This is a genomic window from Kribbella sp. NPDC048837, assembly GCF_055586945.1.
Genome location: NZ_JBVJHF010000006.1, coordinates 486,585 through 512,477, shown reverse-complemented (window position 1 = coordinate 512,477; position 25,893 = coordinate 486,585). Strand labels below are relative to the sequence as shown.

Here is a 25,893-nt window from a genome sequence, read left to right as displayed (position 1 = left end):
CCTCTATGAGTGACGCACGCTTTCCCGACGGCTTCGTCTGGGGCGCGGCCACCGCCGCGTACCAGGTCGAGGGCGCGGTGGACGCGGACGGTCGTGGCCCGTCGATCTGGGACACGTTCTGCCGCGTCCCGGGAGCGATCGCCGGTGGCGACACCGGTGACGTCGCCTGCGACCACTACCACCGGTACACCGAGGACCTCGGGCTGCTGGCGGACCTCGGGCTCGGTGCGTACCGGTTCTCCATCGCCTGGCCGCGAGTGCAGCCGGACGGCTCGGGGGCGATCAACCAGAAGGGCCTGGACCACTACCGTCGGGTGGTGGAGGAGTGCCTGGCGCGCGACGTCGTACCGTACGTGACGCTCTACCACTGGGACCTCCCGCAAGCCCTGCAGGACAAGGGCGGCTGGCCTGCGCGCGATACGGCGTACCGGTTCGCCGACTACGCCGCGGTGGTGCACGACGCGCTCGGGGACGTCGTGAAGCACTGGATCACCCTCAACGAGCCCAAGGTGTCGAGCCACGCCGGCTATGGCAGTGGGATCCATGCGCCAGGCATCAAAGACCAGGTCTTACGCGACCGCGCCGTCCATCACCTCCTCCTGGCGCACGGCCTCGGACTGGAGGTACTGCGTAATGGCCGGCACGCGCAGGACCAGCTCTTGGGCATCACCCTCGACGTGAGTCCGGTGGCACCGGCGACCGACTCCCCGGCGGACGCCGAGGCGGCCCGGCAGCAGGACATCGACAGCCACATCCTGTTCCTGGACCCGATCCTGCGCGGGAGCTATCCGATCACCCTGGATGCTGTGCAGGACGGAGACCTCGCACTGATCGGTGCGCCGATCGATTTCCTCGGCATCAACTACTACCGGCGGATCCTGGTCCGAGCCGGAGGCGAGACGGTATTGCCTGAAGGCGTTCCGGTGACGGCGGTGAACTGGCCGGTCCAGCCCGACGGCCTCCGCGAAGTCCTGGTCGACCTGAAGACCGCCTACGACCTGCCGCCGATCTACATCACGGAGAACGGCGCGGCGTACGACGACGTACAGGCAGCCGACGGCACAGTCGACGACCCGGAGCGCGTGGACTATCTCCGCGGACACCTGGCTGCTCTTCGTACGGCGATCGCCGCGGGAGTCGACGTCCGCGGGTACTTCGTCTGGACCCTGCTCGACAACTTCGAATGGGCCGAGGGGTTCGCCAAACGGTTCGGCATCGTCCACGTCGACTACGCGACCCAGACCCGTACGCCGAAGACCAGCGCGGGCTGGCTGGGGCGGGTGGCACGCGACAACGCCCTGCCCTCGGGAGACGGCACGGCCTGACATGATGGGGCCCGTGGCAGGCAGGGGGAGCTCCAGGACCGAGCCCGCCGCTCACCCGAAGTCGCGGGGAGCGGCGCGCCGGGCGATGCGGCGTGGGCCGACCATCGACGACGTCGCCGAGCTGGCCGGGGTGTCCCGCGGCACGGTGTCGCGGGTGCTCAACGGCGGGCACTACGTCAGCGCTGCCTCGCTGGAGGCGGTGCAGCAGGCGATGGCGAAGACCGGGTACACGGTCAACCAGAGCGCTCGCAGCCTGGTCACCAAGCGCTCCAACGCGATCGGGTTCGTGCTGTCGGAGCCGCAGGAGCGACTCTTCGAGGACCCGAACTTCAGCGTGCTGCTCCGGTCCTGCACGCAGGCACTGGCCGAGCAGGACATCAGCTTGGTGCTGATGCTGGAGTCCAGCGACGACGAGCGGGACCGGATCCTGCGGTACGTCCGCGGCGAGCACGTCGACGGCGTACTGCTGATCTCGTCCCACTCCGGCGACCCACTGATCGCCGAGCTGGCCAAGAGCGGTGTGCCGGCGGTTGCCTGTGGCAAGCCGCTCGCGCCCGGTGACGTGCTTCCGTACGTCGCCGCCGACGACCGCGAGGGCGCCCGGCAGATGACGCGGTACCTGGTCGAGCAGGGACACAAGCGGATCGGGATGATCAGCGCGCCGCAGATCGCCGGGGGACAGGAGCGGCTGCAGGGCTACCAGGACGTGCTCGGCCGGAAGGCGCTCAAGCGGCTGGTGGCCTCGGTGACCGACTACAGCCAGGAGGCCGGCCGCCAGGCGATGGAGCAGTTGCTCAAGGCGAACCCGGACCTGGACGCCGTCTTCGCCGCGTCCGACCTGCTCGCCTCCGGAGCCCTGGTGGAGCTGCGCCGGGCCGGTCGGCGGGTGCCGGAGGAGGTGGCCGTCGGCGGGTTCGACGACTCCCGGATCGCCCGGGAGTCGGACCCGCCGCTGACCACGATCCGGCAGCCGCTCGAGCTGGTGGCCCGGGAGATGATCGAGGTCCTGCTGCACCGGATCGAGGGCGAGGACGTGGCTCCGCGGATCCTGCCGACCGAGCTCGTGGTGCGGGCTAGCGGATGAACTGGTCCACGTAGTCCGCGCCCAGACCGTTGGCGCCGTAGTGGTCGCGGCAGAGCTGGATCTTGGTGAACGTGTCCTCGTACCCGGTCTGGTTGCCTTCGTCGTCGACGTAGATCATCGCGCCGGAGATGTTGAAGAACGTGATCATCTCGGTGCAGTCCTCCGGCACCCGCAGCGTGTGGATCTCACCCGGCGGCTCGTACACGAACGACCCGGTCTCGGCGACCCAGTCGTGCTCGTCGTACTGCCACTTGCCCTTGATCACGTAGCCGAAGACCGCGCTCGGGTGCCGGTGCCGCGACACGATGCCGGACCGGGTGACCTTGAGCAGGTTGCACCACTGGCCGGTGATCGTGTTCAGCATCAGCGGCCGGAACCACACGTCCGGGGCCTGCTGCACCCACAGCCGGTCGTCGTCGGGCACCGCCGGTACGGCGATCTCCGCGGGCACACCTGCTGAAACCGGGATCATCGACTGCTCCTTCACATGCTCTGGTAGCCGCCGTCCACGGGCAGGACGGCGCCGGTGACGAACCCCGCGTCCGGCCCGGTGAGGAAGGCGATCGCCCCGGCGACTTCGTCGGGCGTGCCCCAGCGGGCCATCGGCGTACGGGACAGGATCCGGTCGGCGGCGACCGGATCGGCCTGGAGTGCGGCGGTGAGGTCGGTGGCGATCCAGCCGGGCGCGACCGCGTTCACCCGGATGCCGTCCGCCGCCCAGGCGACCGCGAGCGACTTGGTCAGCTGGACGATCCCGCCCTTGCTCGCGCTGTACGCCGGTACGAGCGGACCGCCGAAGTAGCTCAGCATCGACGCGACGTTGACGACACAGCCGCGGCTCGCGGCGAGCAGGTCCTGGGCCGCCTCGGCCGCGCGCATCGCGCCGGTCAGGTTGATCTCGACCACTTCGCGGAACACTTCCGGCCGGTGCTCGTCGCCGCGCCGGATGATGCCGGCAGTGTTCACCAGTACGTCGAGGTGCTCGAGCGAACCGATCAGCTCCTCGAGCGCACCTCCGTCGCGGAGGTCGAGTTCCACCTCGGCGGGGCCGGCACCAAGACCCGCCGCGACGACGTGCAGGCCGTCGGCGGTGAGACGCCGTACCGTGGCCGCGCCGATCCCACTGGTGCCTCCGACGACGAGTGCGGTGCGGGCTGACATGCCCGGAATCCTGCTCGGTCGCGGCGACGCGGACAAGGAAGACCCGGACGACGGATGGGAGCTATCCGCCGTCCGGGTCTGGTCAGCCTTTGCTGTGATCAGTCGACGCTGCGGTCGATGCGGCGGTGGTAGCGCTGGCCGGCCTTGCCGCCGATCAGCGCGGCGAGCAGCGTCACCACGACGGCCGCGGCGAGAGCGACCAGGCCGCCGGTGGTCAGCGTGTGGTCCGCGATCGGCACCGACGGCAGGTCGACCCGGTCGAGTACGTCGTACTGCGAGCCGGCCAGGGCCGCGATACCGGCGACGACGACCGTGACGACGACGCCGATCAGCCAGACGCCGAAGCCCTGGCGGGCGCCGTCGAAGCGAGCCAGCCGGCCGGCGACGTACCCGCCGTTGTAGTAGGCGATCGCCAGGATCAGGATCAGCACCGCGCCGGACGCGACGCCGATCGTGCCCGCGTCGCCCTTGGCCGCGGTCCAGTCGATCGCGGTCGCGTAGTCGACGCCCGCCGCGATCGCACCGGCGATCCCGGTCAGCAGGGCGATCAGGCCGATCGCCACCAGCCAGCCGAAGAACGCCGCGCCGCCCTTGAAGCCCCGGTACGCCGGGTCCACTTCGGCAGCGGGCGACGTCCTTACGTCCGCGCGGTGCAGCGGCTCAGTGTCCTCGTGAAGCTCTTGGGTCTCCGTGTGCTCACGGTGTAGCTGGACCATGCTCGGTTCTCCTCGCCAGACAGGCCCCGTGTCGCCGCTCCGGTACCCGCCGTGAACCCAGCCATGCGCCCTAATCGAGCAGGCGGTCGATCTTGTCGTGGTAGCGCTTACCGCTCTTGCCGCCGAGGATCGCGGCCACCAGCGTCAGCAGTACGAGCGCAGCCGCCGCGCTGATGCCGCCCATGGTCAGCGTGTCGTTGGACAGCGCCACGTCCGGCCGGTTGAGGTCGGCGAGCCAGTCGTACTGGTTGTTGAGCAGCGCTCCGGTGCCGGCCGCGACGACCGAGGCCAGCAGCGCCAGCATCCACACGCCGAAGCCGTTCCGCCCGCCGTCGAACCGGGCCAGCCGGCCCGCGACGTACCCGCCGGCGTAGAAGGCCAGTGTCAGCATCAGGACGCCGACGGCTGCGGCGGTCAGGGCCGTCGCGGCGGGATCCGCCTCGGCGTCACTGCGGCCGTAGTCCAGGATCTCCGCAGTCCCGAGAGCGGCCGCCGAGACGGCTGCCAGCAACAGGACCGACATGGCGATCGAGATCAGCCAGCCGAAGAACGCGGCGCCGAACTTGAAGCCGCGGTAGGACAGCAGTTCAGGATCGACCTCCGGCTCGATGGCGGTGGTTCGGCCGGTATCTGGTCCCGGACCGGTGGGTGGCTGGTCCGGGATGATCGCGACGTTGCTCATCGCGCGGGCAGCCGCCGCCCGTACCTCCTCGTACCGTTCGGTGGGGTTCGTCTCACCGCTCGGCGTCGTGATCGTGGCAGTCTCGCCGTACTGCTGACTCATGTCCGCTGTTCTCCTCACTGGTCCGCCCCGCGCGGTCTCTACCCCCTCGACACGGGTCTGACACAGGTGAGGGGCGGATTTAACCGGCCCCTGGCGTGGTCTCACTCAGCGTTTCCGGGTATCGACGCGGAGTGAAAACCAGGGAGCCGGCCGGGCGGGGCATGGTGCGGGTCTGTGACGACCCGACCAGCAGCAGGCACCGCATGTCGACCGTCGCCGGATCCAGCTCAGCCAGGGTGGTGACGGTGATTGCTTCCTGCGGACCGCCCACGTCCCGCCCGATGACGACCGGAGTGTCCGGCGAACGGTGTTCGAGCAGCAGGTCGCGGGTCGCGGCCACCTGCCACGTGCGGGACTTGGAGGCGGGGTTGTAGATCGCGATCGCGAGGTCCGCCGTCGCCGCGGCCCGCAGCCGGTCGGCGATCACGTCCCACGGCTTCAGCCGGTCGGACAGCGACAGGACGCAGTAGTCGTGCCCCAGTGGCGCGCCGACCCGGCTGGCGACGGCCTGCGCCGCGGTCATGCCGGGGAGCACGCGTACGGCGATGTCGGCGTACTCGGGCTCCGACGCGACCTCCGTGACCGCACTGGCCATCGCGAACACGCCGGGATCACCGGACGAGACCACCACCACCGCGGAGCCCTTGCGGGCCAGATCGAGGGCGAACGCGGCCCGCTCGGACTCGACCCGGTTGTCCGAGCCGTGCTTGCGCTGACGGGCCCGGTCCGGCAGGCGGTCGACGTACGGTCCGTACCCGATCAGGTCGTCGGCGCCCGCGATCGCGGCCCGCACCTCGGGGGTCATCCACTCCGGACCGGCCGGTCCGAGGCCCACCACGGTGACTGAGCCGTCCTTGGCGGTCCTGGGCGCCGGGGGAGTGAAGGTGTTGTTGATCGGGCTGGGGAGGAGGGCGAGGGAGAAGTACGGGACGTCGTCGGGGTCCACCTCGTTGAGGGGAGCTGTGCGCTGGGCGTCGGTCGTCGCGCGTTCGACGTACCAGGCCTCGTCGGCGCGGCCGGCCAGCTCGAAGGCCTCGCGGACGTTGCCGAAGGTCCGCCCGAGCTTCATCACCGCGGCGGCGTCGGTACCGCGGAGCCGCTCGGCGAGCACGTCGGGTGGCAGCGTGCCGGGGAGGACGGTAAGGATCTCGTCGCGCTCGCACAGCGGCCGCCCGAGTACGGCGGCGGCCGCGCTGACGGACGTGACTCCGGGGACCACCTCGCACGGGTAGCGATCGGCCAGGCGCTTGTGCATGTGCATGTAGGAGCCGTAGAAGAGCGGATCGCCCTCGGCCAGTACGACGACGTCCCGGCCCGCGTCGAGGTGCGCGGCGAGCCGGGCGGCGCAGTCGGCGTAGAAGTCGTCCATCGCGCCCTGGTAGCCGCCGGGGTGATCAGTGGTCTCGGTGGTCAGCGGGTAGACCAGGTGCTCCTCGAGCTGGCCTTCGGTCAGGTACGGCGCCGCCACCGAGCGCGCGATGCTCCGGCCGTGACGGGCACTGTGGAACGCGATCACATCAGCTGCCCCGATCAAGCGGGCCGCCTTCACCGTCACCAGCTCCGGATCGCCGGGCCCGAGCCCGACTCCCCACAGTCGTCCTGTCATTCTTCCTCGCTTGCGATCGCGTTGACGGCGGCGGCGGTGATCGCACTCCCACCACGACGGCCCCGAACTACCAGATACTCCAGGCCGAGCTCGTTCGCCGCGAGCGCGTCCTTGGACTCCGCCGCCCCGATGAACCCCACCGGGATCCCCAGCACTGCCGCCGGCCGCGGCCCACCCTCGGCAATCACCTCGAGCAACCGGAACAACGTCGTCGGAGCGTTGCCCACAGCAACGACTGCCCCTGCGAGGTGCTCATGCCACAGATCCACCGCCGCGGCACTTCGCGTCGTCTGGTGTTGCTGCGCCAGGTCGACTGTCCGCGGATCCTGCAGCGTGCAGATCACCTGATTGTCGGCCGGCAGCCGTCGCCGGGTGATCCCCGCGGCCACCATCTGCGCGTCGCACAAGATCGGCGCGCCACCCTGCAGCGCGGCCCGTGCGTTCTTCACCACATTCGGCGACCACGCCAGATCCGCCACCAGATCCGTCATCCCGCACGCGTGAATCATCCGTACGGCGACCTGCGCAACGTCAGCCGGCAACTCGCCGAGCGCCTCCGCCGCCTCCGCCCGGATCGTCGCGAACGACCGCCGATAGATCTCGGCACCATCCCGCACGTACTCGTTCACATCCGCTCCCCGTCGACCAGGTACCCGTTGCCTACAGCAAGCACATCCACAAACTCCCCAGCCGGCTTCCCGCACCGCCGCTCACACCCCGACCAGTGCACCCGCCGCCCGTCCCGCCGCATCGTCGGCATCACCCGCGAGGCATCCGCCCGCACGTCCGCCAACGCCTTCCCACACCCCGGCCGCCCCGCACACGCCGTCACACCCTCCCAGACCGAGTCGGAGGTCGTGACCAACCCAACCCCCTCCAACAGTTCCTCCGCCCCAGCCCCCACCACCACAGACCGCCACGGCGTCAACCGAATCCCCACTCTGCCGCCAGCCGTGTCCGCGGCCTGGGCAACCGCAGCTGCCTGTTCCTGCGTGAGGCTCCCCAGCGGGACGGTCACCACGAGTGCAGCCCCGTGCAACCCGGCCTCGATCCTCGTACTGGTCGCCGGCAAGTCCTCCGTCGCCCGCAGCCCGAGCCGACCGAGGATCCGATCCGCACCGTCCTCGAGCTCCGCGATCCGCCACTCCCCGTCACGCTCACTCAAGAACGCCTCAGCCACCGCAACCATCAGCCCGGCCGCCTCGCCCCAGCCCACCCGCACACCGCGACCGCCCCCGAGGCTAAGAACCGCCTCACGCTCATCCACCGCGCGAACAGCCACATCCGCCTTCGCCCCCGCCAGATCCCCACGCCCATCGTCCAGCGCGAAGAGAAAGCGCCCCGGCAACTCAGCCAGCCCCGGCCGCGCACACAGCTCCCGATCGACCGCGGTCACCACCGGCAGTACGTCGTAGCGACTGTCCTGGTCCAGACCAGACAGCGGCGACGCCAGGATGTTCCGCACGCGCTCATGGCTCATCGACGGGAGCAGTCCGACCGCGAAGAGCCGATCCGACAACTCACGCGGCCCGTCCGCCCTCAGAGCCCGGATCTGTACGTTCCCACGCGAGGTGAGCTCCAGCCGCCCATCACCCAGCTCGAGCGCGGCCTCCCGCAGTACCTCCAACTGCTGGACACTCAGCACCCCACCGGGCACGCGAATCCGGGCAAGACCGCCATCAGCCGCCTGGTGTACCGCCAGCACACCAGGGCACCGATCGGTCTGAGTCCTCGCCACAGGCGTGATGCTACGTGCCCGGCACCTCCTGTGTTCTGGACCACAGCAGTACGCCGACCGTCAGCGCCGCACACAGCCCGCCACACACCATCGCCGCCGACACAGACCACGCATCGACCACCAGTCCACCCAGCAACGCACCAGTGGACAGCACCGCCTGGAACGACGCCGTGAACAACACAGTCGCCGCCTCCCGCGACCCCGGTGCAGCCTTCGCAAACATGCTCATCGAGCACACCGGCACCCCGCCGTACCCCAGCCCCCACACCACCAGCAGCACCAGCGCGCCCGCCGTACTGTGCCCCACCACCGGCATCAGCAGCGTCGCCAACGCGATCAGCCCCGCACAGCCGGCGAAAGTGACAGTTAGGTTCCGGCCAGCCGCCGTACCCGCCACGAGATTCCCAACCAGCCCAGCAGCGCCATAGATCAACAGCAGCACCCCGATCAGCTCCGGCCGCACGACGTGCCGCAGGAACGGCGTCACGTAGGTGTAGGTCGCGAAGTGCGCCGTCACGATCAAACACGTGACGATCAACGCACTCCGGCTGCCCCGCAACGCCTCCCGCAGTACGGCGGGCCGCGTCACCTGCAGCGGAGGAAGGGGAGGAACGGACACGTACAGCGCACCCAGCACCACCAGTGACAACACTCCAAGTGCGGCGAACGACGTACGCCATCCCGCGAGCTCACCGACAAACGTCCCCGCCGGTACGCCGAGCACAGATCCGAGCGGCACCGCCGAAAAGATCACAGCTGTCGCCCGCACACTCCACTGCTCAGGCACCAGCCGCCCAGCCAGCCCAGCCCCGATCGACCAGAACCCGCCAACCGTCAGCCCAACCAGAAACCGCGCAAACAGCTCGAGCCAGTACACCCGCGCAGCTGCCGCCACGAACCCAGCCGCGGCCAGCAACACCATCAACACACAAAGCATCAACCGCCGATCCAGCCGAGCCGTAGCCACCGTCACCACCGGCGCGGCCACCGCCGCCACCAGCCCCGGCATCGTCATCAGCCACCCGGTCCGCCCCGGCGTCAACGCGAAAGCACTCCCGATCGGCGTCAACAACCCGATCGGCAGAATCTCCGTCGTGACGATGGCGAAAATCCCCAACGTCACCGCCACCACCCCAAGCCACCGAACCGCCGGCGTACGCACAACAGCAACCGTCATACCCACCACCCAACCGCCCCCCGCACCCCCAAACTCGCGACAAAACGACACAGCCCTCAACGACGCATTCCCGCCACCCGCCGCCCAAAGGACATCGCTGCGCGGCGGCTGTCTTGTGGCGCCTTCGGCGCGGGCGCGGGCGCGGACTCTGGTTCCGGCCGGTCTGGTCGGCGCCTGGGCTGGGGGACGGGGGTAGTGGCCAGGAAGGACACCGCTCCGCGGCGGCAGTCTTTCGGCGCCTCCGGCGCGGGCGCGGACCGTGTTCCCGGGCGGTGTGGTTGGCGCGTGGGCCCGGGGACGGTTGATCGGACACCGCTGCGCGGCGGCTGCCCTTCGGCGCCTCCGGCGCGGCCGCGAACTGTGTTCCCGGTGCGGTGTGGTTGGCGTGTGGGCAGGGGGTGGTGGAGTTGTTCGGACACCGCTGCGCGGCGGCTGTTCTTCTGGCGCCTTCGGCGCGCGCGGACTCTGGTTCCGGATCGGTCTGGTCGGCGAGTGGACTGGGTGAGCCGGCCCTAGGGACGAAGACCACCGCTGGACGACTGCTGCGCTGGGCGCGACCCTCCGCCCGGCGTCCGCCGCCGTGACCGACTGTCGGTGGGGCGTGGCAGGGTCGGGGCATGGCGCTGAGGGACCGGCCGTGGCCGGCGGAGGATTTGAGGCTGCGGGAGTCGGTGATCGGGTATTTCCAGTTCATCCACACGACCGCGGTCAACAAGCTGGACGGCCTGGACGAGCAGCAGGCCCGCGCGACACCGCTCGCTACCTCACCGGTGATGAACCCGCTCGGGCTGATCAAGCACCTGACCGCGGTCCAGCGGCAGCACATCCAGCGAACGATCGGCGGCCAGGATCTCCCATCGCTGTGGCGGTCCGACGACCACGACTACGAGTTCCGGATCGCGCCCGAGGAAACGATCGCCTCAGTGCTGGCGGCGTACGACGCAGAGTGGGAGCTCTCCCAGCAGACGCTGCGCGACATCGACTGGTCCGGGTTCATCGACGGCTACCGCGGGCGGATCCGGATCGAGCGGCTGCTGATGGACGTACTGCAGGAGTCGGCCCGGCACCTAGGTCACCTCGACATCGTCCGCGAACTGATCGACGGCGCCCGCGGAGAATGATCCACCTTCGGATCATCTGCCAGTAGATAATCCCGCGCTATCCTCGAAAGATGGCGAAGACTCCACCGCGTACGGTCCCGGACCTCACCGGCTACCTCACGCACGCCGGCCACGTCTTGGAGACCCAACTGTCCGCCGCCCTGGCCGAGATCGGACTCACGCTGCGCATGCAATGCGTACTGCGACACGCGCTCGAGGCAGAACGCACCCAGATCCAGATCGCCGAGCTCGCGTACATGGACAAGACGACCATGGTCGTCACCGTCGACGCCCTCGAAGAAGCCGGGTACGCCGAACGCAAACCGTCGGCCACCGACCGCCGAGCCCGCATCATCGCCGTCACCGAAGCCGGCGCCAAGATCGCCGCCGAGGGCCAACGCATCGTCGACCAAGTCCACGCCGAAACCCTCGCCGCCCTAACCACCACCCAGCGCAAACCGTTCGTGGACTCGTTGGTCGCACTCGTCGACGGCCACCTATCTACCCCCGTCGAGTTCCAACCCATCCGCCGAGCCCGCCAACGCACCAGCTAACCGCGTACCAACACAGCCCAAAGAACACCACTCCGCGGCGGTAGTCCTTCGGCGGGCGCTGACTGCTGTTCCCGTCTGATGTGATCGGCGTCGGGGCCACCTGGAAGGGCGTACCGGTGCAGTGAAGGGAAGGCACCACTCCGCGGCTGTTCCTCGACGCCTTCCGCGGGCGCTGACCGGTGTTCCGGGTCGATGTGATTGGCGCGGCACGGCGTTGATTCGTGGATCGCGGTCATCGACGCGCCGATGCCCGGCACCAGGATCCCCGACTCGGCGTCCAGGCACCGGTGATGATCCGGACCCGGATGCACGACTCGGCGACTGCTTCTGGAGCGGCTGGCGGTCGCAGGAACCACGCCGCTCCGAGCATGCGGCGCCCTTGTGTCGGATCCGCGTCCACCGAGATCTCTGCGCCTACTGTCGGTCCGTGGCGAGACTCGCGGTGAAGTTGCTGTTGTTGGATGACGAGGACCGGCTGCTCCTCATCCACGCCAAGGACCCTCAGACACAGGCCGAATGTTGGTACCCCGTGGGCGGCGGGATTGAGCCAGGCGAGGCAGTGCAGGAAGCCGCGGCCCGCGAGGCGTACGAGGAGACCGGCCTGGTTGACCTGCCACTGGGGCTCCCTGTCTGGCGGCGCGATCATCTGTACGAGTTCGACGGCCGGGCTGTCGAGGTCCACGAACAGTGGCTGCTGTACGGGGTTGATCGCTTCGACCCGATGCCGGCGCAATTGACTGACGGCGAAGCTCGCAGCATCTTGGGCTTCCGATGGTGGCGGGCGCAGGAACTGATTGAAACGACGGAAACAGTCTTCCCGCCGCGGCTCGGCCGGCTACTGATAGATCTGCTGGCCGACGGGGTGCCGGCAGAACCCGTCGACATCAGCGAGCCGACGTGAGTGGACCTCGCGAGGTGTTCGCGCGAGCTTCCTAGGCACCCAGACTTACTCCTCGACGCAGGACCACCGCACCACCAACGGACGCCGCGCCGACAGCTGCCGACCCGATCGGCTCGGCGTTGATTCGTGGATCGCGGTCTTCGACGCGCCGGTGATCGGTTCCCAGATCCACGACTCGGCGACCCCGCGCCAGTCGTGATCCGGACCTGGCTGCACGACTCGGCGACCCCGCGCCAGTGGTGATCCGGATTTGGCTGCACGACTCGGCGACTCCTGCGTCGCCGGTGCATTAGCCCGGGAGAGCAGTTCGCGCCCGCCGCCGGAGGCGGCCAGAAAGGCAGCCGCCGCGGAGCGGTGACCTTCCTGGCCAAGCCGGCTCAACAGTTGACTCGCCTAGCCCGTCGACCTGGACGGCGATCTGCGGCGCCGCCGGAGGCGGCCGGCAAGGCAGCCGCCGCGCAGCGGTGTCCTTTCAGTTGCCGAGGAGCGGTGCCTCTTCAGCTGTTGAGAATGTGGTTGGTTAGAAGATCGTCTGTTATCGGACTATCTGTTATGGTCGTTCTTGTCGGGATGAGAGATGGGAGATGGCTGTGGCGGCAGAGGTTGTGGTGGGGGCTGGGTGGGGTGTGGGTGGGCGGGTGAAGGCGCTCGTTGTGTTGTGTGTGATGCAGTTGATGATCATCTTGGACGGGACCGTGGTGACGGTGGCGTTGCCTACGATTCAAGGGGATCTGGGGTTCTCGCAGGCGGGGCTGGCCTGGGTGATGAACTCGTACTTGATCGCCTTCGCGGGCCTGCTTCTGCTGGCCGGCCGGATCGGGGATCTGGTCGGGAGCAAGCGGGTCTTTCTCGCCGGGCTGAGCCTCTTCACGGGCGCCTCACTGCTGTGCGGCCTGGCGGGCAACGCCGAGGTCCTGATCGCCGGCCGCTTCCTGCAGGGCGTCGGCGGGGCACTCGCGTCCGCGGTGATCCTCGGGATGATCGTGAATCTGTACCCGGCGCCGGGTGAGCAGGCCCGCGCGATGGGGGTTTACAGCTTCACCTCGGCCAGTGGTGCGTCGATCGGGTTGATCCTTGGCGGTGTGATCACCCAGACCGTCGGCTGGCACTGGGCTTTCCTGATCAACGTCCCGATCGGACTCGCCGCACTGGCCGCGGCAACACGAGTCTTGACCCGCCAGAAGGGGCTAGGGCTCGGCAAGGGCGCGGACGTGCTGGGTGCCGCGCTGGTGACGGCTGGTCTGTCGCTGGGCGTCTACACGATCGTCCAGACCGCCGAACCGCAGGCGACGCTCCGGCGTACGCTCGCCCTCGCCGCCGCCAGCGCGGTCCTCCTGGCAGCGTTCGTGGTCAGGCAGGCACGGATCAAGAACCCGCTGCTCTCCCTGCACATCTTCCGCAAGCGCCGGCTGACCGTGGCGAACGGCGTGGTTGTGCTGCTCTTCGCGGCCGGCTTCGGCTTCCAGTTCACGACTGCGCTGTACGTGCAGCGCGTCCTCGGCTACGACTCGCTCACCACCGGATTGGCTTTCCTGCCCGCACCGATCATGAACGCTCTGATGTCGCTGTCCATCGCACCGCGCCTGACCGTCCGCTTCGGCCCGCGCAAGATGCTCGTCATCGGACTGGCAGCGTTCCTGGTGGCGCTGCTCTGGATCAGTCAGGCTCCAGTGGACGGTTCGTACGTCGTCAACGTCGCCCCCGTACTCGCGGTGATGGGCGCAGGGATCGGACTAGCCATCCCGGCCGCCATCATGATCGCCATGTCCGGTGCGGACGCCGAAGACGCCGGACTCGCGTCAGGCCTGAACAACACCGCCCAGCAAGCCGGTGCGGCCGTCGGCACCGCCGTACTCGCGACGCTGGCCGCATCCACCACTACAAGCCGGTTGGCTGACGGGGCGAGCGACGTACTGGCGCTGCGCGACGGGTACGGCGTTGCGTGGCTCACGGCGGCCGCCTTCGTCCTGGGAGCCCTGGTTCTGGCTAGTCTTGTCGGCCGTGAGTAAGACGAGAGATCTCGACCGGATGGTCCTGTTCACCGATGCGGTCGTCGCGATCGCGATCACGCTGCTGGTGCTGCCGCTGGTGGAGGTGGTCACGGAGTCCAAGGCCGACGGGCTGGATGCGCTCGAGGTGGTCACCGAGCACAAGCCGCAGATCTTCTCGTTCCTGCTGAGTTTCGTGGTGATCGCGAACTTCTGGCTCGGTCACCACCGGGTGTTCGAGCACGTCCGGGCGTACACGTCCGCGATGATGCGGCTGAACCTGCTCTGGTTGCTCACGATCGTGATCCTGCCGTTCCCGACCGAGATCGTCGGTGTCTACAAGAGTGACCAGTTCACCGCCGGCTTCTACACCGGGACGATCCTGGCGCTCAGCATCTGCCAGTCCGCGCTCACCTGGATGATCCACGGGCACAAGGAGCTCGAGAAGCCGGACAACCCGGTCAGCACCCGGGAACTGGCCGGCTCCCTCGCGCTGACCGGGCTGACTCTGATCGCGTTCATCCTTGCGGCCTTTGTCCCCGGAGTGGGTTTCTACGCCCTGCTTCTGCTGCTCCTGTCGCCGGTGTCGCTGCGCGTATGGGACAGGCTGCCGCAGAAGGTCAGCTGAGCCCGGACCAGAACCCGCACTGGTGCTCAGCGCTCAGATTGACCGGCTGGATACCACTCTGGTCCGTGGGAGCCAGTGACAGACCCTTGATCGCGTGACTGGCCGTAGGCGACCACTGCGGCTGGTCCGGTCCGTTCGGGTTGCCAGTACGGGACGGCAGCTCCGTGGCGTGTGCGGCGCCCGGTCCGGGCGCAGCGACCGGGGAGTGCTTGTCCGCGAACTCATACGCGTACACCGGCACCTTGCGAGCCGCCTGCTGGTCCGTGGCGACCTGAGTGCACGACCAGATCCGATCCGTCGTAACGGCGCCCCACGCCGCCGCCGGCGACTCGTAACGGTCCAACGGATAGTGCCGCAGTACCTCCGCAGCCTTGTCCGGACCGACCATGTTGGTCACCAACTGCGGGTAGTCCTTGATCTCCCCAAACGCAGCCAGCCACGCGTTCGCCTCGTCGTGGTTGTTCCCGGAGATGATCGGCACCCGGTGGAACAGGCCGGCCTTCATCGCCTTCGCCGGATCCAGCGGTACGGCGGCAGTCCCGCCGTACCCGACCTGCGTGAACTGCAGCGTGTCCTCCACCAGTACGTCGGACTTCGCCGCGCGGAGGCAGTCGAGCATGGCCTGGCCGGCCTTGCACCCGAAGTCAGCCTTGTTGTCGTCGGCCCATTCCTACCGTTCGCCTGGACCGTGCGAGCGGGGATCCACGGGGAGTCCGCGGCCTGACCCGGGTACTGGCTGTTGTCGGCTCAGTTGAACGCGCAGGAGCCGCTCTGCATGATCGCCTTGGCGAAGAGGCCGCTGGCCGTCGGTGAGGTCAGCTGTGCGCAGACGCTCATGCCGCCCGCGGACTCACCGGCCACGGTGACGTTGTGCGGGTCGCCGCCGAAGGCGCGGGCGTTGCGCTGCACCCAGCGGAGGGCTGCCTGCTGGTCCTGGATGCCGTAGGTGCCGGAACCCGGCAGACCGAAGAACCCGAAGATGCCCAGGCGGTAGTTGACCGTCACGACGACCACGTCGCCGCGAGTGGCGGGCTTGGACGCCTCGTAGCTGTTGCCGGCGCCGGAGAAGAAGCCGCCGCCGGGGATCCAGACCACGACGGCTCGCGGTTTCGACGCGCGGGCTGCCGGGGTGGTGACGTTCAGGTAGAGGCAGTCCTCGTTCGTGGCGCCGTCGGGTGCGTCGGAGTTCGGTTGCTGTGGACACGGGTTGCCGAGGGGCGACGGCCGCACCCCGTTCCACGGCCTCACCGGCTGCGGTGCCTTCCAGCGCAACGCGCCGACCGGGGGAGCGGCGTACGGGATCGAAGACCCGCGCGTCGCCGACCGTCTTGCTCGCCAGCAGCCCGGTACCAGTCCGTACGACGTCCGGTTGCGCGGCGGCACCGCACAGCCTCCGCTTCGGCCCGAAGGCGAAACCTCCTACACCTTTGGTCTACGTCTCACACCACTCACCCCGCCGCCGCAGGCGGCGTCTTCCTGCGCAGCAGGTAGGTGTCCATGATCCAGCCCTTGCGATCGCGGGCTTCCGCGCGGACCCTCTCGATCTCGGCGGCGACCTCGCTCAAGCGACCCGAGATGAGGATCTCGTCAGGCGTCCCGAGGTACGCGCCCCAGTAGATGTCGGCGTCCTGGTCGAGGTGCTCGGTGAACGCCGTCTGCGCGTCCAGCATCACCACCAAGTCGTCCACGTCCTCCGGCCAGCCCTTCGCGAGCCGCCGCCCGGTGGTGATCTGGATCGGCCGCCCGACCTGGTTCAATCCGACCCGATGCCGCGCGGCCAGCGTCGACACACTGCTGATCCCCGGGATCACCTCGACCGAGAACTCCAGCTCGCCCCGCGCCAGGATGTCGTCCAGGATCGCCAGCGTGCTGTCGTACAGCGACGGGTCACCCCAGACCAGGAACGCGCCCACCTGATCCTCGCCCAGTTCCGACGCGATCAACCCGGCACAAACATCGGCCCGCCGGCGTCGCCAGTCGTCGACGGCTTCGACGTACGCGCTGCTGGACCGGTCCCGCTCGGGGTCCTGCCCGACGACGACCCGCCACTCCTTGGACGATGCGTACCGCCGCAGGATCTCCGACCGCAGGTCGACCAGCTCCTGCTTCACCTCGCCCTTGTCCAGCACGAAGAACACGTCGACCCGGTTCAGCGCCGACACGGCCTGCATCGTCACCTGTTCCGGATCGCCCGCACCGACGCCGATCACCACGATCTCCCGCATGCGCGCAGCCTATGCCACCTACCCAGAGTGAGGAGCCGGGTGCCGATTGCCCGATCGTGAACGGAATCCGGTCCCCGCACCGGCGCGAGCGAAGAACTGTTGCCGCAGGCACCAGGTGACGTCAGACCGTCAGCAGCAGCCCGGCGGCGATGACGGTGCCGACTACTGCGCCGCCGTAGCAGAACACCACGATCGGTACGGCGTACCGCTTCAGCTGCAGCCCGTCGTACAGGGTGTAGCGGAAGCGGTGTGCCCAGTGGAAGAGCGCCAGCGCGCACACGCCGAACACCACCAGCCGGGTGAGCGGATTGTGCAGTACGGCGTACAGATGCGCGTGCGACGGCGGTGTGATCCAGCCGAGCGGGAACCCGAGACCGAACAGAAACAGCAGGACGGGCAGCATCAGCGCGGAGATCATCCCGCCAGAGCTGAACAGCATCCAGAGGAACGGTTCGGGGGAGCGGGAGGGGCGGTTCATCGCAGCACCAGCCAGGCGATGAATGCCGACAGCAACAACCAGAGCAGGTAGTGGGCGGCAACGATCTGCCGCGGCGGCACCCGGCTGCCGCGCAGCTTGATCACCATGGCCCTGGGCGCCAGCCCGAACCAGGTCACCACGTGCAGCAGCAGGAACAGCATCGCGATCACGTTGATCACGACCATCCACCACTGCCCACCCCGGTCGAGGAAGCGCTCGTACGACGCCGGCCCGTCGCTGACCGCCTTGACCAGCCAGAGCAGATACACCACCGACCACGCGACGAAGACGCTGCTCAGCTCGCGGAGCACGAACAGCAGGTACGACCGGCGCTCGAGCCACCAGAACAGGTGAACCGGTCGCTGGTAGACGCTCATCGACGGCTCCGGGGCATCAGCAGGTCCTTGATCGCCTGAGTCGCCGCGGTGAGCTTGTACCGCTGGATCGCACCCGCCGGGTCGACCCCCTTCGGACACGCGGCACTGCACTCACCCACGAAGGTGCAGGCCCAGATGCCTTCGGGCGACGACAGTACGGCGCGACGCTCCTCGGCACCCTCGTCCCTGGAGTCCAGGTTGTAGCGCTGGGCCAATGCGATCGCCGCCGGGCCGATGAAGTCCTGGTCGAGGCTGTAGACCGGGCAGGCCGAGTAGCACAGCATGCAGTTGATGCACATGCTGAACTGCTGGTACTCGTCCATCTGCTCCGGCGTCTGCAGGTACTCGCCTTCCTCGATCGGGCTGTGCACGTCCCGCACGATCCACGGCTTGACGGTCGGCAGTTTGGTCATGAAGTCGTCGATGTCGACGACGAGGTCCCGGATCACCGGGAAGTTGTGCAGCGGCTCGACCCGGATCGGACCGGGGGCGTAGTCGGTCAGGAAGGTCGCACAGCTCAGCTCCGGCTCACCGTTCACCGTCATCCCGCAGCTGCCGCAGATGCCCATCCGGCAGGACCACCGGAACGACAGCGTGCCGTCCAGCTGGTCCTTGATGTACGTCAGGCCGTCGAGGATGGCCCAGTGCTCGCGCAGCGGCACCTGGTACGACTGCATGACCGGCTCGGTATCCACCCCGGGCCGGTAGCGTGCGACCTCGAGGGTGATCTCGTCTGCCATCAACTACCTCCCGTAGACCCGCTCGCCCGGCGGCCACTTGGTGATGGTCACCGGCAGATACGTGACCCGGCGGCTGCCGTCGGGTTGGCGCCGGACCAGCGAGTGCGCCAGGAACCGGTCGTCGTTACGGGCCGGGAAGTCGGTCCGCTGGTGTGCTCCGCGGGATTCTTCCCGGCGTGCCGCGCACGCGATGATGCTCTCGGCAACCTCGAGCATGAACCCCAGCTCCAGCAGGGCGATCAGCTCGGTGTTGAAGTTCCGGCTGTGATCGTCGATCGCCGCATGGGCGAAGCGCGACTGCAGCTCGCTCAGCTGCTCGGCCGCCTTGGCCAGCGAACCGGCCTCGCGGTAGATCCCGGCGCCGTTCTCCATCGTGGTCTGCATCTCGGTGCGGATGTCCGCGATCTTCTCGTGGCCCGCGGCGTGCCGATCCAGCTCGGCGGTCAGCCGGCGCTCCTCGTCCCGCCCCTGCGCGAGGATCGAAGCGGGTACGGCGCCGCCGTACCGGCCGGCGAACACCGCGGCGGCGCGGCCGGCCCGGTTGCCGAAGACGAGACACTCGGGCAACGAGTTCGAGCCCAGCCGGTTCGCGCCGTTGATGCTGACGCAGGCCACCTCGCCGGCGGCGTACAGGCCTTCGAGCGACGTCGCGCCGCGGATGTCGGTGTGGATCCCGCCCATCATGTAGTGCACGACGGGACGGACCGGCACGAGCTCCCGCACCGGGTCGATGTTCTGGTACTTCGAGCACAGCTCCCGGACGAACGGCAGCTTGGCGTCGATCAGCTTCGCGCCCAGGTGCCGCAGGTCCAGGTTGACGATCGGTCCGTACGGCGTGTCGATCGTCCGGCCCTTGGCGTGCTCGTGCACGAACGCCTGCGACAACCGGTCCCGCGGTCCGAGCTCCATGCTGCGCAGTTGCGGTGTCGGCGTCGGCGTACCGAGGTCGTAGTCCTGCAGGTAGCGGTAGCCGTCCTTGTTGAGCAGCCAGCCGCCCTCCGCCCGGGCGGCCTCGGTGATGAGGATGCCGGTGAACGGCAGGCCGGTCGGGTGGTACTGGACGAACTCCATGTCCTTGAGCGCCGCGCCGGCCTGGTAGGCCAGGGCCATCCCGTCACCGGTCTTGATGTTGGCGTTCGTGGTGAACGGGTACACGCGTCCACAGCCGCCCGTGCAGACGATCACCGTGCTGGCGGTGATGGTCTCGATCCGCCCGGTCGCGAGCTCGATCGCGACAACGCCGTACGCGCGGCCTTCGTCGACCAGGATCTTGGTCACGTACCACTCGTCGTAGCGGAAGATGTCGGAGTACGAGAGCGCGGTCTGGAAGAGCGTGTGGAGCAGGTGGAAGCCGGTCCGGTCAGCGGCGAACCAGGTGCGCTTCTTCTTCATCCCGCCGAACGCGCGGACGGCGATCCGTCCGTCGGGCTGCCGGCTCCACGGGCAGCCCCAGTGCTCGAGCCGGAGCAGTTCGCGCGGTGCCTCGGCGACGAACGCCTCGACGGCGTCCTGGTCGCAGAGCCAGTCGCTGCCGGACACCGTGTCGTACGCGTGCTCCTCGAGACTGTCGTCGTCAGCGGCAACGGCCGCGGCGCCGCCCTCGGCGGAGACCGTGTGGCTGCGCATCGGGTACACCTTGGACACGACCGCAACCCGCAGCGCCGGATTGGTCTCCGCCACCGCGATGGCAGCCCTCAGCCCGGCGCCGCCACCCCCGATCACCACGACGTCGTGATAAGTGCTCACCGCTAAGCCTCGTGCTCGCCGCTGTGCTCGTCGAGCAGGATCTTGCCGTCGTGCCGCACCGTGCGGATCCGCACGCTGCCGTCATGGAACTCGTGCCGCATCTGGCGGCACCCACACGCGAAGTGCATGTCGTCCAGCCGGAAGCCCTCGAAGTCGTCCTCCTGACTCCGATCCGCATCCCCCACCCGCCCGCAGGGCGCCCGCTCCGCAGTCAGGTGTGTCTTCGTCCCTGTCATTCCCCAACCCCCTCAGCGCTCGAGGTGTTTGTGACTCACATCACACCTCGATAGTGCGCCTACCCCGGGACGGCGGCAATGCCTTGAGCACCCCGGCTCCCACGACGAAGCTCGAGCGCCGGACGACGGCCTCGGCGCCTACGGCCAAGCCGTGGTGACAGCAGCCCTCGCAAGTTGCAGGATCTGAGCTCTCTTGCTCTGAGCCAGGTCTGTCGGTGACATGAAGACCGAGAGGGTTTCTGCGCCACGGCGTACCTGGACGGCTCCGTCCGCGTTCCTGACGAATGCCTCGTGTCCGAGGGTGGTCAGCGATGTCCAACCCTCAGGGGACCCGGTCGCAGTCCTGAAGGCGCGTGCTTCCGTCGTTGCTATCTCGGCATTGGGGGCGATGCTGTAGATCGCGCCGACAAGCGGCCTGGTACCGAAGTTGTCCGGCTTGCCGACGCCGAAGTTGCACTTTGATGTTCTGAGGGTGTTGCCGCCCAGGCCCGGTTCATCAACGAACTCACCCCGATCGCCTCGCGTGATGTCGGTGCCTACGACCTGTTCGACCGCAACCCTCGGTAGGAGGTCGCAGGCATCCAGTCTGGCGCCGCCGACCGGGTTGTCGATCGGATTCTGCTCGATCCATTGCCCTCCGATTCGCTGGTACCGCGTGGCGTTGCTGGCGGCACTGGCTCGAAAGGGCTGGCCGTTGTTGTCGACCCGAATAGTTCGTTCGGTGGCCTCCGTGCCTTCCTTGTAGCGAAACTCGGCCACCCAGGCGCAGTCGCAATCGATGGCGGACGCATCGACGTCGAAAACTAGAGGCTGATCCCTTTCGACATTGAACACGAACGCCTTGTTGTCGTCTTGCGGAGAGCCGGCATACTCCCAGCTTGCCTCCTTCGTCTTGTTCAACTTCACTTCTATGCGCCGGACTGGCACGTTCCCGCCCTCGCCGCCGCAGCCGACCATGCTTCCGAGCATGGGGGACTTGGCGTCAACGACAACGGGGTTGAACCCCGTGATCTGAATCGGCACGTCTGTAGCACGCCGCACGGTCACTCGAACGGTCTGATGTTCAGCCACCACCCCACCCTGGCCTGTTGCCCACTCGTATCTGCCCACGCAGGTGTTCTCCTCGTTCGGTGGCGGCGAGAGATCCGCAATTGGCTTGGGCAGCACATATGTTCCGCCGAGTGGATGGCCATTGTTGACGATATGGTCGAGATTGATATCGGTGCCGACCGCGACCGTTTCTTTCGTCGGGTCCGGCCAGGCGAGAGCGGCGATCGCGGAGCCGACGAGGATCAGGCAGGTGGCGATCACTATGCCCTGGTAATGGCGGACGCTCTTCAGTTCTTTTGGCGGCGTACGTCGGCCGAGAAACAAAAGTGCTGCTGTGACGATCAGGGTGCAGGCAAGCAGCCACCGCCACATGGTCGGCGTCAGAACGCCGAGGAAGTGATCGAGCAGTCGTAGTCCCAGGATGGACAGGACTATGACCAAGATTCTTGGGTGCCCGAGGGCCTTGCTCCAACCTGCGCCGTTCTGTCCGTTCATGGCGCCCCTACCGACGTGACGGGTCGACGGTGTCAGGATAACCACGTCGCCTCGTGGTACCTGTCCGTACCCGGCTCCTCGGCTCGGCCCCGAGCATGCGTGGTCTCGGACGGATCAGGGTGGAGCCGCGCGAGCGAGCGCCGGCGAGTGTAGACGCGGCGTGGGGAAGAACTATTGCTTGGCTTCGCGCCACTCTCGTTCGAAGGGGAGGCGCCAGGCTCGGGGGGCGATGAGTTGGTGGATCGCGTTGGGGCCCCAGGTGCCGGGCTGGTAGGGCTTGACCGGGGACGGGTCGTCCAGCAGCATCGACGACCGGTCCCACAGGGACTCGATGCCCTCGGCGGTGGTGAACAGGGTGTGGTCGCCACGCATCGCGTCCAGGATCAGCCGCTCGTACGCCTCCAGGACGTCGCCCGCACTCTCGGTCTCCTGGGTCGAGAACTGCATCGACAGCTTCTCCAGCCGCATCCCGGGGCCGGGCCGCTTGCCGTAGAACGACAGGGAGACCCGGGACGAGTCGGCCAGGTCGAAGGTCAGGTGGTCCGGGCCCTCCGAGCCGACCCCGGAGCCGGTCGGGAACATCGTCTTCGGCGCCTCCTTGAAGGCGATCGAGATGATCCGCTGCCCCTCGGCCATCCGCTTGCCGGTGCGCAGGAAGATCGGCACGCCGGCCCAGCGCCAGTTGTCGATCTCGACCTTCAGCGCGATGAACGTCTCGGTGTCGGAGTCCGGCGCGACCCCGTCCTCGTTGCGGTAGCCGGAGTACTGCCCGCGGACCACGTCGGTCGGCTGGATCGGCAGCATCGACCGGAAGACCTTGTTCTTCTCCTCCGAGATGGCCCGCGGCTCCAGCGCGGTCGGCGGCTCCATCGCGACGAACGACATCACCTGCATCAGGTGCGTGACCACCATGTCCTTGAACGCGCCGGTCGGCTCGTAGAACGTGGCCCGCTGGTCCAGGCCGAGCGACTCGGGGATGTCGATCTGCACGTGGTCGATGAAGTTGCGGTTCCAGATCGGCTCGAACAACCCGTTCGCGAACCGGAAGGCGAGGATGTTCAGCGCCGCCTCCTTGCCGAGGAAGTGGTCGATCCGGAAGATCTGCGACTCGTCGAAGGTCTCGTGCACGAAGTCGTTCAGCTTGATCGCGCTGGCCAGGTCGTCGCCGAACGGCTTCTCCATCACCACCCGGGCCCGGTCGACCAGGTCCGCGTCGCGCAGCATCGCGATCACCGACTGGGCCGCCTTCGGGGGCACCGACAGGTAGTGCAGCCGGCACGCGTCCGGGCCGAGCTTCTCCTCTGCCGCCTTGACCGCTGCGGCCAGCGCCTCCGGCCCGGCCGTCACCGGCACGTACTCGAGCCGGTCCGCGAACTGCGCCCACTCCTCGTCGGACATCCGGTGCGTGCCGAACGTCTCGACCGCCTCCCGCGCCCGGGCCCGGAACTCGTCGCACGTCAGCTCCTCGGTGGCCGAGCCGATGATCCGTACGTCGGGCGCGAACTTGGACTGCTGCAGGTACGCGAGCCCCGGCAGCAGCTTGCGCTTGGCCAGGTCGCCGGTCGCCCCGAACAGCACGATCACATGGGGCGCCAGCGGCTCCGGGTCCCGTCGCGACGGGCGCGAACCGGGCGCCGGATACGCAATGGTCTGGGTACGGTCAGGCATTCAGTCCTCCCACGGACGCCACCGGAGCCAACATCCGCAGTGTAGGTGCCTGTGGTGACGCTCAGGCGTCAAGCGGATTGCCAAAGTCCCAGGACGTTGCCTTCCGTGTCCTCGAAGTACGCGGCGAAGCCCATGTCCCCGACCGGGAGCTTCTCGCCGACCTGCTTGCCGCCGAGGCTCTCGACGGTCTTCAGCGCCGCGTCGAGGTCGTCCACGTCGATGGTGATCATCGGTCCGCGCAACGCCTCGGTGCGCTCGAACATGCCGCCGTTGATGAAGCCCGGCTCGGACGGTATCGACTGCTCGTCCACCGGTCCGGTCGACGCCATCGTGTAGCTCAGCTCCGGCATCACCATCAGGTTCCAGCCGAACGCCTCCGCGTAGAACGCCCGCGCCCGGTCGCCGTCGCTGAACGGAACCTCGAAATGCACCACTCGGCCTGCCATCGCACACACCCTCCCCTGGTGGTCCTGTCCTCCCGACGCTAGTCCTGGTACGGCGCCCTCTCCAGGGCTCGGGCGATTACGGTGGGAGTGTCTGTTTCCGGCGCACCCGTTCGTCGGTGGGGTGAGACACGCTCTGGAGGAGGACCGTGAAGTACCTGCTGATGATCTGTGGTGAGGACGACTCGCACGCGAACGACGGCTGTGGCGGCTGGTCGGAGGAGATGGAACGCCGCGGTGTAGTGGCGGGCGGGGCCGGGCTGCGGCCGCCGGCCGAGGCGACGACGGTCCGGGTCCGGGACGACGAGCTGCTGCTGACCGACGGGCCGTTCGCGGAGACGAAGGAGCAGATCGGCGGTTTCGTGCTGATCGACTGCGCCGACCTGGACGAGGCGATCGAGATCGCGGCCAAGCACCCCGCGGCCGGTTACGGCACCATCGAGATCCGACCGGTGCTGGAGCCGCCGCCGGGCGTGGTGTGACGTTCGAGGAGGTCTACCGGCAGGAGTGGGGCCAGGTGGTCGCCACGCTGATCCGCCTGACCGGGAACTGGGAGCTGGCCGAGGAGTGCGCCCAGGAGGCGTTCGCCGCGGCGCTGGAGCGGTGGCCGCGGGACGGCGTACCCGACAGGCCCGGTGCCTGGCTGACGACCACCGCACGTCACCGTGCGATCGACTGGCTGCGCCGGGAGGCTGTCGGTGCTCAGAAGCTCAAGGAGCTGGCTGCGATGAGTGACGAGTCCGAACCGGCGTACGACGTGCCCGACGACCGGCTGCGGCTCATGTTCACGTGCTGCCATCCGGCGCTGGCGATGGAGGCCCGGGTGGCGCTGACACTGCGCACCCTGGCCGGACTGAGTACGGCGGAGATCGCACGGGCGTTCCTGGTCCCGGAGACGACCATGTCGAAGCGGCTGACCAGGGCCAAGCAGAAGATCCAGCACGCCGGGATCCCGTACCGCGTCCCGCCCGCCCACCTGTTGCCCCAGCGGACGCCCGCCGTACTGGCCGTGCTCTACCTGCTGTTCAACGAGGGGTACTCCGATGTCGTCCGCACCAGTCTGAGTGCCGAGGCGATCCGGCTGGCCAGACTGCTCGTACAGCTCATGCCCGACGAGCCTGAGGCCGCCGGACTGCTCGCACTGATGCTGCTGCACGATGCACGCCGTGACACGCGGCTGACCGCTGACGGCGTACTGGTCACCCTGGAAGACCAGGACCGCACCCGCTGGGACCACGCTGCGATCACCGAGGCCGAGGCGCTGCTGGACGCCACGCTCCGACGCGGCGAACCGGGGCCGTACCAAGTGCAGGCCGCCATCGCCGCCTGTCACGCCACGGCTCGTACGGCGGCGGACACGGACTGGCCGCAGATCGCTGCCCTGTACGGCCGGCTCAAGCAGACCCCTGTGGTCGCCCTCAACCGGGCGGTGGCGATCGGCATGGCCGACGGTCCGGCCGTCGGCCTCCGGCTGGTGGACGACCTGGCCGCCGGACCGCTGGCCGGCTACCACCTGCTCCCCGCCACCCGCGCCGACTTCCTCCGCCGCCTCGGCCGCTTCCCGGAGGCGGCCTCGGCCTATCAAGAAGCCTTGGATCTGGCCACAACCGACGCCGAGCGCCGGTACCTGCAGAAAAGACTGCGCGAGGTGTCTGTCGGGACGTGATCCATTC

General features: G+C 68.4%; 27 protein-coding genes and 1 pseudogene. 9 read left to right on the top strand and 19 right to left on the bottom strand.

Features of this window, described 5'->3' with window-relative positions; genetic code table 11:
* Window positions 1–5 precede the first annotated feature (5 nt).
* The gene (locus ACZ6O0_RS28980; RefSeq protein WP_465768150.1) at window positions 6–1,325 is read left to right on the top strand and encodes a GH1 family beta-glucosidase; all 1,320 of its coding nucleotides are present in this window, start codon (window positions 6–8) and stop codon (window positions 1,323–1,325) included.
* A gap of 13 nt (window positions 1,326–1,338) precedes the next feature.
* Window positions 1,339–2,409: a LacI family DNA-binding transcriptional regulator gene (locus ACZ6O0_RS28975; RefSeq protein ID WP_465768149.1), complete on the top strand. Its 1,071-nt coding sequence runs from the start codon at window positions 1,339–1,341 to the stop codon at window positions 2,407–2,409.
* Here ACZ6O0_RS28975 and ACZ6O0_RS28970 read toward each other — a convergent pair.
* The 8 genes from ACZ6O0_RS28970 to ACZ6O0_RS28935 form a co-directional block, all read right to left on the bottom strand.
* The gene (locus tag ACZ6O0_RS28970; protein WP_465768148.1) at window positions 2,399–2,881 is read right to left on the bottom strand and encodes a 2,4'-dihydroxyacetophenone dioxygenase family protein; all 483 of its coding nucleotides are present in this window, start codon (window positions 2,879–2,881) and stop codon (window positions 2,399–2,401) included. The two genes, ACZ6O0_RS28975 and ACZ6O0_RS28970, sit on opposite strands and share 11 nt — an antisense overlap.
* An 11-nt stretch (window positions 2,882–2,892) precedes the next feature.
* Window positions 2,893–3,570, bottom strand: coding sequence for an SDR family NAD(P)-dependent oxidoreductase (locus tag ACZ6O0_RS28965; protein WP_465768147.1), 678 nt, complete (start codon window positions 3,568–3,570; stop codon window positions 2,893–2,895).
* Window positions 3,571–3,668: 98 nt separating this feature from the next.
* A complete protein-coding gene (locus ACZ6O0_RS28960) occupies window positions 3,669–4,286 on the bottom strand; it encodes a hypothetical protein (protein WP_465768146.1) in 618 nt (205 codons plus the stop codon).
* Window positions 4,287–4,356: 70 nt separating this feature from the next.
* On the bottom strand, window positions 4,357–5,070 hold the full coding sequence (locus ACZ6O0_RS28955) for a hypothetical protein (RefSeq protein ID WP_465768145.1): 714 nt from the start codon (window positions 5,068–5,070) through the stop codon (window positions 4,357–4,359).
* A gap of 79 nt (window positions 5,071–5,149) precedes the next feature.
* Window positions 5,150–6,676 (bottom strand): precorrin-2 C(20)-methyltransferase, encoded by a 1,527-nt coding sequence (locus ACZ6O0_RS28950; RefSeq protein ID WP_465768144.1) that lies wholly within the window; start codon window positions 6,674–6,676, stop codon window positions 5,150–5,152.
* Window positions 6,673–7,305, bottom strand: coding sequence for a precorrin-8X methylmutase (locus ACZ6O0_RS28945; protein WP_465768143.1), 633 nt, complete (start codon window positions 7,303–7,305; stop codon window positions 6,673–6,675). The genes ACZ6O0_RS28950 and ACZ6O0_RS28945 overlap by 4 nt, the downstream gene beginning before the upstream one ends.
* Window positions 7,302–8,414, bottom strand: a complete 1,113-nt coding sequence (locus ACZ6O0_RS28940; RefSeq protein ID WP_465768142.1) for a precorrin-3B synthase — start codon at window positions 8,412–8,414, stop codon at window positions 7,302–7,304. Before ACZ6O0_RS28940 ends, ACZ6O0_RS28945 begins: the two co-directional genes overlap by 4 nt.
* Window positions 8,415–8,424: 10 nt before the next feature.
* A complete protein-coding gene (locus ACZ6O0_RS28935; RefSeq protein WP_465768141.1) occupies window positions 8,425–9,537 on the bottom strand; it encodes an MFS transporter in 1,113 nt (370 codons plus the stop codon).
* A 671-nt stretch (window positions 9,538–10,208) separates the two neighbouring features.
* Here ACZ6O0_RS28935 and ACZ6O0_RS28930 point away from each other — a divergent pair.
* From ACZ6O0_RS28930 to ACZ6O0_RS28910, 5 genes are all read left to right on the top strand, one after another.
* Complete coding sequence (locus ACZ6O0_RS28930; protein ID WP_465768140.1) at window positions 10,209–10,712, top strand: mycothiol transferase; 504 nt, start codon at window positions 10,209–10,211, stop codon at window positions 10,710–10,712.
* Window positions 10,713–10,762: 50 nt separating this feature from the next.
* The gene (locus ACZ6O0_RS28925; RefSeq protein WP_465768139.1) at window positions 10,763–11,245 is read left to right on the top strand and encodes a MarR family winged helix-turn-helix transcriptional regulator; all 483 of its coding nucleotides are present in this window, start codon (window positions 10,763–10,765) and stop codon (window positions 11,243–11,245) included.
* Window positions 11,246–11,672: 427 nt separating this feature from the next.
* A complete protein-coding gene (locus ACZ6O0_RS28920; RefSeq protein ID WP_465768138.1) occupies window positions 11,673–12,146 on the top strand; it encodes an NUDIX domain-containing protein in 474 nt (157 codons plus the stop codon).
* A 584-nt stretch (window positions 12,147–12,730) separates the two neighbouring features.
* Window positions 12,731–14,155 carry an MFS transporter gene (locus tag ACZ6O0_RS28915; protein ID WP_465768137.1) on the top strand — a complete coding sequence of 475 codons (1,425 nt, stop codon included), beginning with the start codon at window positions 12,731–12,733 and terminating at the stop codon, window positions 14,153–14,155.
* Complete coding sequence (locus ACZ6O0_RS28910; RefSeq protein ID WP_465768136.1) at window positions 14,148–14,762, top strand: TMEM175 family protein; 615 nt, start codon at window positions 14,148–14,150, stop codon at window positions 14,760–14,762. The genes ACZ6O0_RS28915 and ACZ6O0_RS28910 overlap by 8 nt, the downstream gene beginning before the upstream one ends.
* Here ACZ6O0_RS28910 and ACZ6O0_RS28905 read toward each other — a convergent pair.
* The 11 genes and pseudogenes from ACZ6O0_RS28905 to ACZ6O0_RS28855 form a co-directional block, all read right to left on the bottom strand.
* Window positions 14,755–15,396: pseudogene (locus ACZ6O0_RS28905) on the bottom strand (carboxylesterase family protein); the annotation flags it as partial. The gene ACZ6O0_RS28910 and the pseudogene ACZ6O0_RS28905 sit on opposite strands and share 8 nt — an antisense overlap.
* A gap of 113 nt (window positions 15,397–15,509) precedes the next feature.
* On the bottom strand, window positions 15,510–16,145 hold the full coding sequence (locus tag ACZ6O0_RS28900) for a carboxylesterase family protein (protein ID WP_465768135.1): 636 nt from the start codon (window positions 16,143–16,145) through the stop codon (window positions 15,510–15,512).
* 65 nt (window positions 16,146–16,210) lie between these two features.
* Window positions 16,211–16,987 (bottom strand): precorrin-6A synthase (deacetylating), encoded by a 777-nt coding sequence (gene cobF / locus ACZ6O0_RS28895; RefSeq protein WP_465768134.1) that lies wholly within the window; start codon window positions 16,985–16,987, stop codon window positions 16,211–16,213.
* A gap of 121 nt (window positions 16,988–17,108) precedes the next feature.
* On the bottom strand, window positions 17,109–17,465 hold the full coding sequence (frdD, locus tag ACZ6O0_RS28890) for a fumarate reductase subunit FrdD (protein WP_465768133.1): 357 nt from the start codon (window positions 17,463–17,465) through the stop codon (window positions 17,109–17,111).
* The gene (locus ACZ6O0_RS28885; RefSeq protein WP_465768132.1) at window positions 17,462–17,842 is read right to left on the bottom strand and encodes a fumarate reductase subunit C; all 381 of its coding nucleotides are present in this window, start codon (window positions 17,840–17,842) and stop codon (window positions 17,462–17,464) included. Before ACZ6O0_RS28885 ends, frdD begins: the two co-directional genes overlap by 4 nt.
* Complete coding sequence (locus tag ACZ6O0_RS28880; RefSeq protein WP_465768131.1) at window positions 17,839–18,582, bottom strand: succinate dehydrogenase/fumarate reductase iron-sulfur subunit; 744 nt, start codon at window positions 18,580–18,582, stop codon at window positions 17,839–17,841. Before ACZ6O0_RS28880 ends, ACZ6O0_RS28885 begins: the two co-directional genes overlap by 4 nt.
* Window positions 18,583–18,585: 3 nt before the next feature.
* Complete coding sequence (frdA, locus tag ACZ6O0_RS28875) at window positions 18,586–20,328, bottom strand: fumarate reductase (quinol) flavoprotein subunit (protein ID WP_465768130.1); 1,743 nt, start codon at window positions 20,326–20,328, stop codon at window positions 18,586–18,588.
* 2 nt (window positions 20,329–20,330) lie between these two features.
* Window positions 20,331–20,564 carry a hypothetical protein gene (locus ACZ6O0_RS28870; RefSeq protein WP_465768129.1) on the bottom strand — a complete coding sequence of 78 codons (234 nt, stop codon included), beginning with the start codon at window positions 20,562–20,564 and terminating at the stop codon, window positions 20,331–20,333.
* Between the two features lie 138 nt (window positions 20,565–20,702).
* Window positions 20,703–22,109, bottom strand: a complete 1,407-nt coding sequence (locus ACZ6O0_RS28865; protein WP_465768128.1) for a hypothetical protein — start codon at window positions 22,107–22,109, stop codon at window positions 20,703–20,705.
* A 171-nt stretch (window positions 22,110–22,280) separates the two neighbouring features.
* Window positions 22,281–23,777, bottom strand: coding sequence for a glucose-6-phosphate dehydrogenase (zwf, locus tag ACZ6O0_RS28860; RefSeq protein ID WP_465768127.1), 1,497 nt, complete (start codon window positions 23,775–23,777; stop codon window positions 22,281–22,283).
* Between the two features lie 68 nt (window positions 23,778–23,845).
* Window positions 23,846–24,223, bottom strand: coding sequence for a VOC family protein (locus tag ACZ6O0_RS28855; RefSeq protein ID WP_465768126.1), 378 nt, complete (start codon window positions 24,221–24,223; stop codon window positions 23,846–23,848).
* A gap of 146 nt (window positions 24,224–24,369) precedes the next feature.
* Here ACZ6O0_RS28855 and ACZ6O0_RS28850 point away from each other — a divergent pair, with 146 nt between their 5' ends.
* Window positions 24,370–24,702: a YciI family protein gene (locus tag ACZ6O0_RS28850; RefSeq protein WP_465691544.1), complete on the top strand. Its 333-nt coding sequence runs from the start codon at window positions 24,370–24,372 to the stop codon at window positions 24,700–24,702.
* Window positions 24,699–25,886, top strand: a complete 1,188-nt coding sequence (locus ACZ6O0_RS28845; protein WP_465768125.1) for an RNA polymerase sigma factor — start codon at window positions 24,699–24,701, stop codon at window positions 25,884–25,886. The genes ACZ6O0_RS28850 and ACZ6O0_RS28845 overlap by 4 nt, the downstream gene beginning before the upstream one ends.
* Window positions 25,887–25,893: the final 7 nt, after the last annotated feature.

Bases quoted from the DNA above. Each gene is read 5' to 3' on its own strand.
- ACZ6O0_RS28980 (WP_465768150.1), top strand. From the start codon at position 6: ATGAGTGACGCACGCTTTCCCGACGGCTTCGTCTGGGGCGCGGCCACC.
- ACZ6O0_RS28970 (WP_465768148.1), bottom strand. From the start codon at position 2,881: ATGATCCCGGTTTCAGCAGGTGTGCCCGCGGAGATCGCCGTACCGGCG.
- ACZ6O0_RS28965 (WP_465768147.1), bottom strand. From the start codon at position 3,570: ATGTCAGCCCGCACCGCACTCGTCGTCGGAGGCACCAGTGGGATCGGC.
- ACZ6O0_RS28960 (WP_465768146.1), bottom strand. From the start codon at position 4,286: ATGGTCCAGCTACACCGTGAGCACACGGAGACCCAAGAGCTTCACGAG.
- ACZ6O0_RS28955 (WP_465768145.1), bottom strand. From the start codon at position 5,070: ATGAGTCAGCAGTACGGCGAGACTGCCACGATCACGACGCCGAGCGGT.
- ACZ6O0_RS28950 (WP_465768144.1), bottom strand. From the start codon at position 6,676: ATGACAGGACGACTGTGGGGAGTCGGGCTCGGGCCCGGCGATCCGGAG.
- ACZ6O0_RS28930 (WP_465768140.1), top strand. From the start codon at position 10,209: ATGGCGCTGAGGGACCGGCCGTGGCCGGCGGAGGATTTGAGGCTGCGG.
- ACZ6O0_RS28925 (WP_465768139.1), top strand. From the start codon at position 10,763: ATGGCGAAGACTCCACCGCGTACGGTCCCGGACCTCACCGGCTACCTC.
- ACZ6O0_RS28915 (WP_465768137.1), top strand. From the start codon at position 12,731: ATGGCTGTGGCGGCAGAGGTTGTGGTGGGGGCTGGGTGGGGTGTGGGT.
- cobF (WP_465768134.1), bottom strand. From the start codon at position 16,987: ATGCGGGAGATCGTGGTGATCGGCGTCGGTGCGGGCGATCCGGAACAG.
- frdD (WP_465768133.1), bottom strand. From the start codon at position 17,465: ATGAACCGCCCCTCCCGCTCCCCCGAACCGTTCCTCTGGATGCTGTTC.
- ACZ6O0_RS28885 (WP_465768132.1), bottom strand. From the start codon at position 17,842: ATGAGCGTCTACCAGCGACCGGTTCACCTGTTCTGGTGGCTCGAGCGC.
- ACZ6O0_RS28880 (WP_465768131.1), bottom strand. From the start codon at position 18,582: ATGGCAGACGAGATCACCCTCGAGGTCGCACGCTACCGGCCCGGGGTG.
- ACZ6O0_RS28870 (WP_465768129.1), bottom strand. From the start codon at position 20,564: ATGACAGGGACGAAGACACACCTGACTGCGGAGCGGGCGCCCTGCGGG.
- ACZ6O0_RS28865 (WP_465768128.1), bottom strand. From the start codon at position 22,109: ATGAACGGACAGAACGGCGCAGGTTGGAGCAAGGCCCTCGGGCACCCA.
- zwf (WP_465768127.1), bottom strand. From the start codon at position 23,777: ATGCCTGACCGTACCCAGACCATTGCGTATCCGGCGCCCGGTTCGCGC.
- ACZ6O0_RS28855 (WP_465768126.1), bottom strand. From the start codon at position 24,223: ATGGCAGGCCGAGTGGTGCATTTCGAGGTTCCGTTCAGCGACGGCGAC.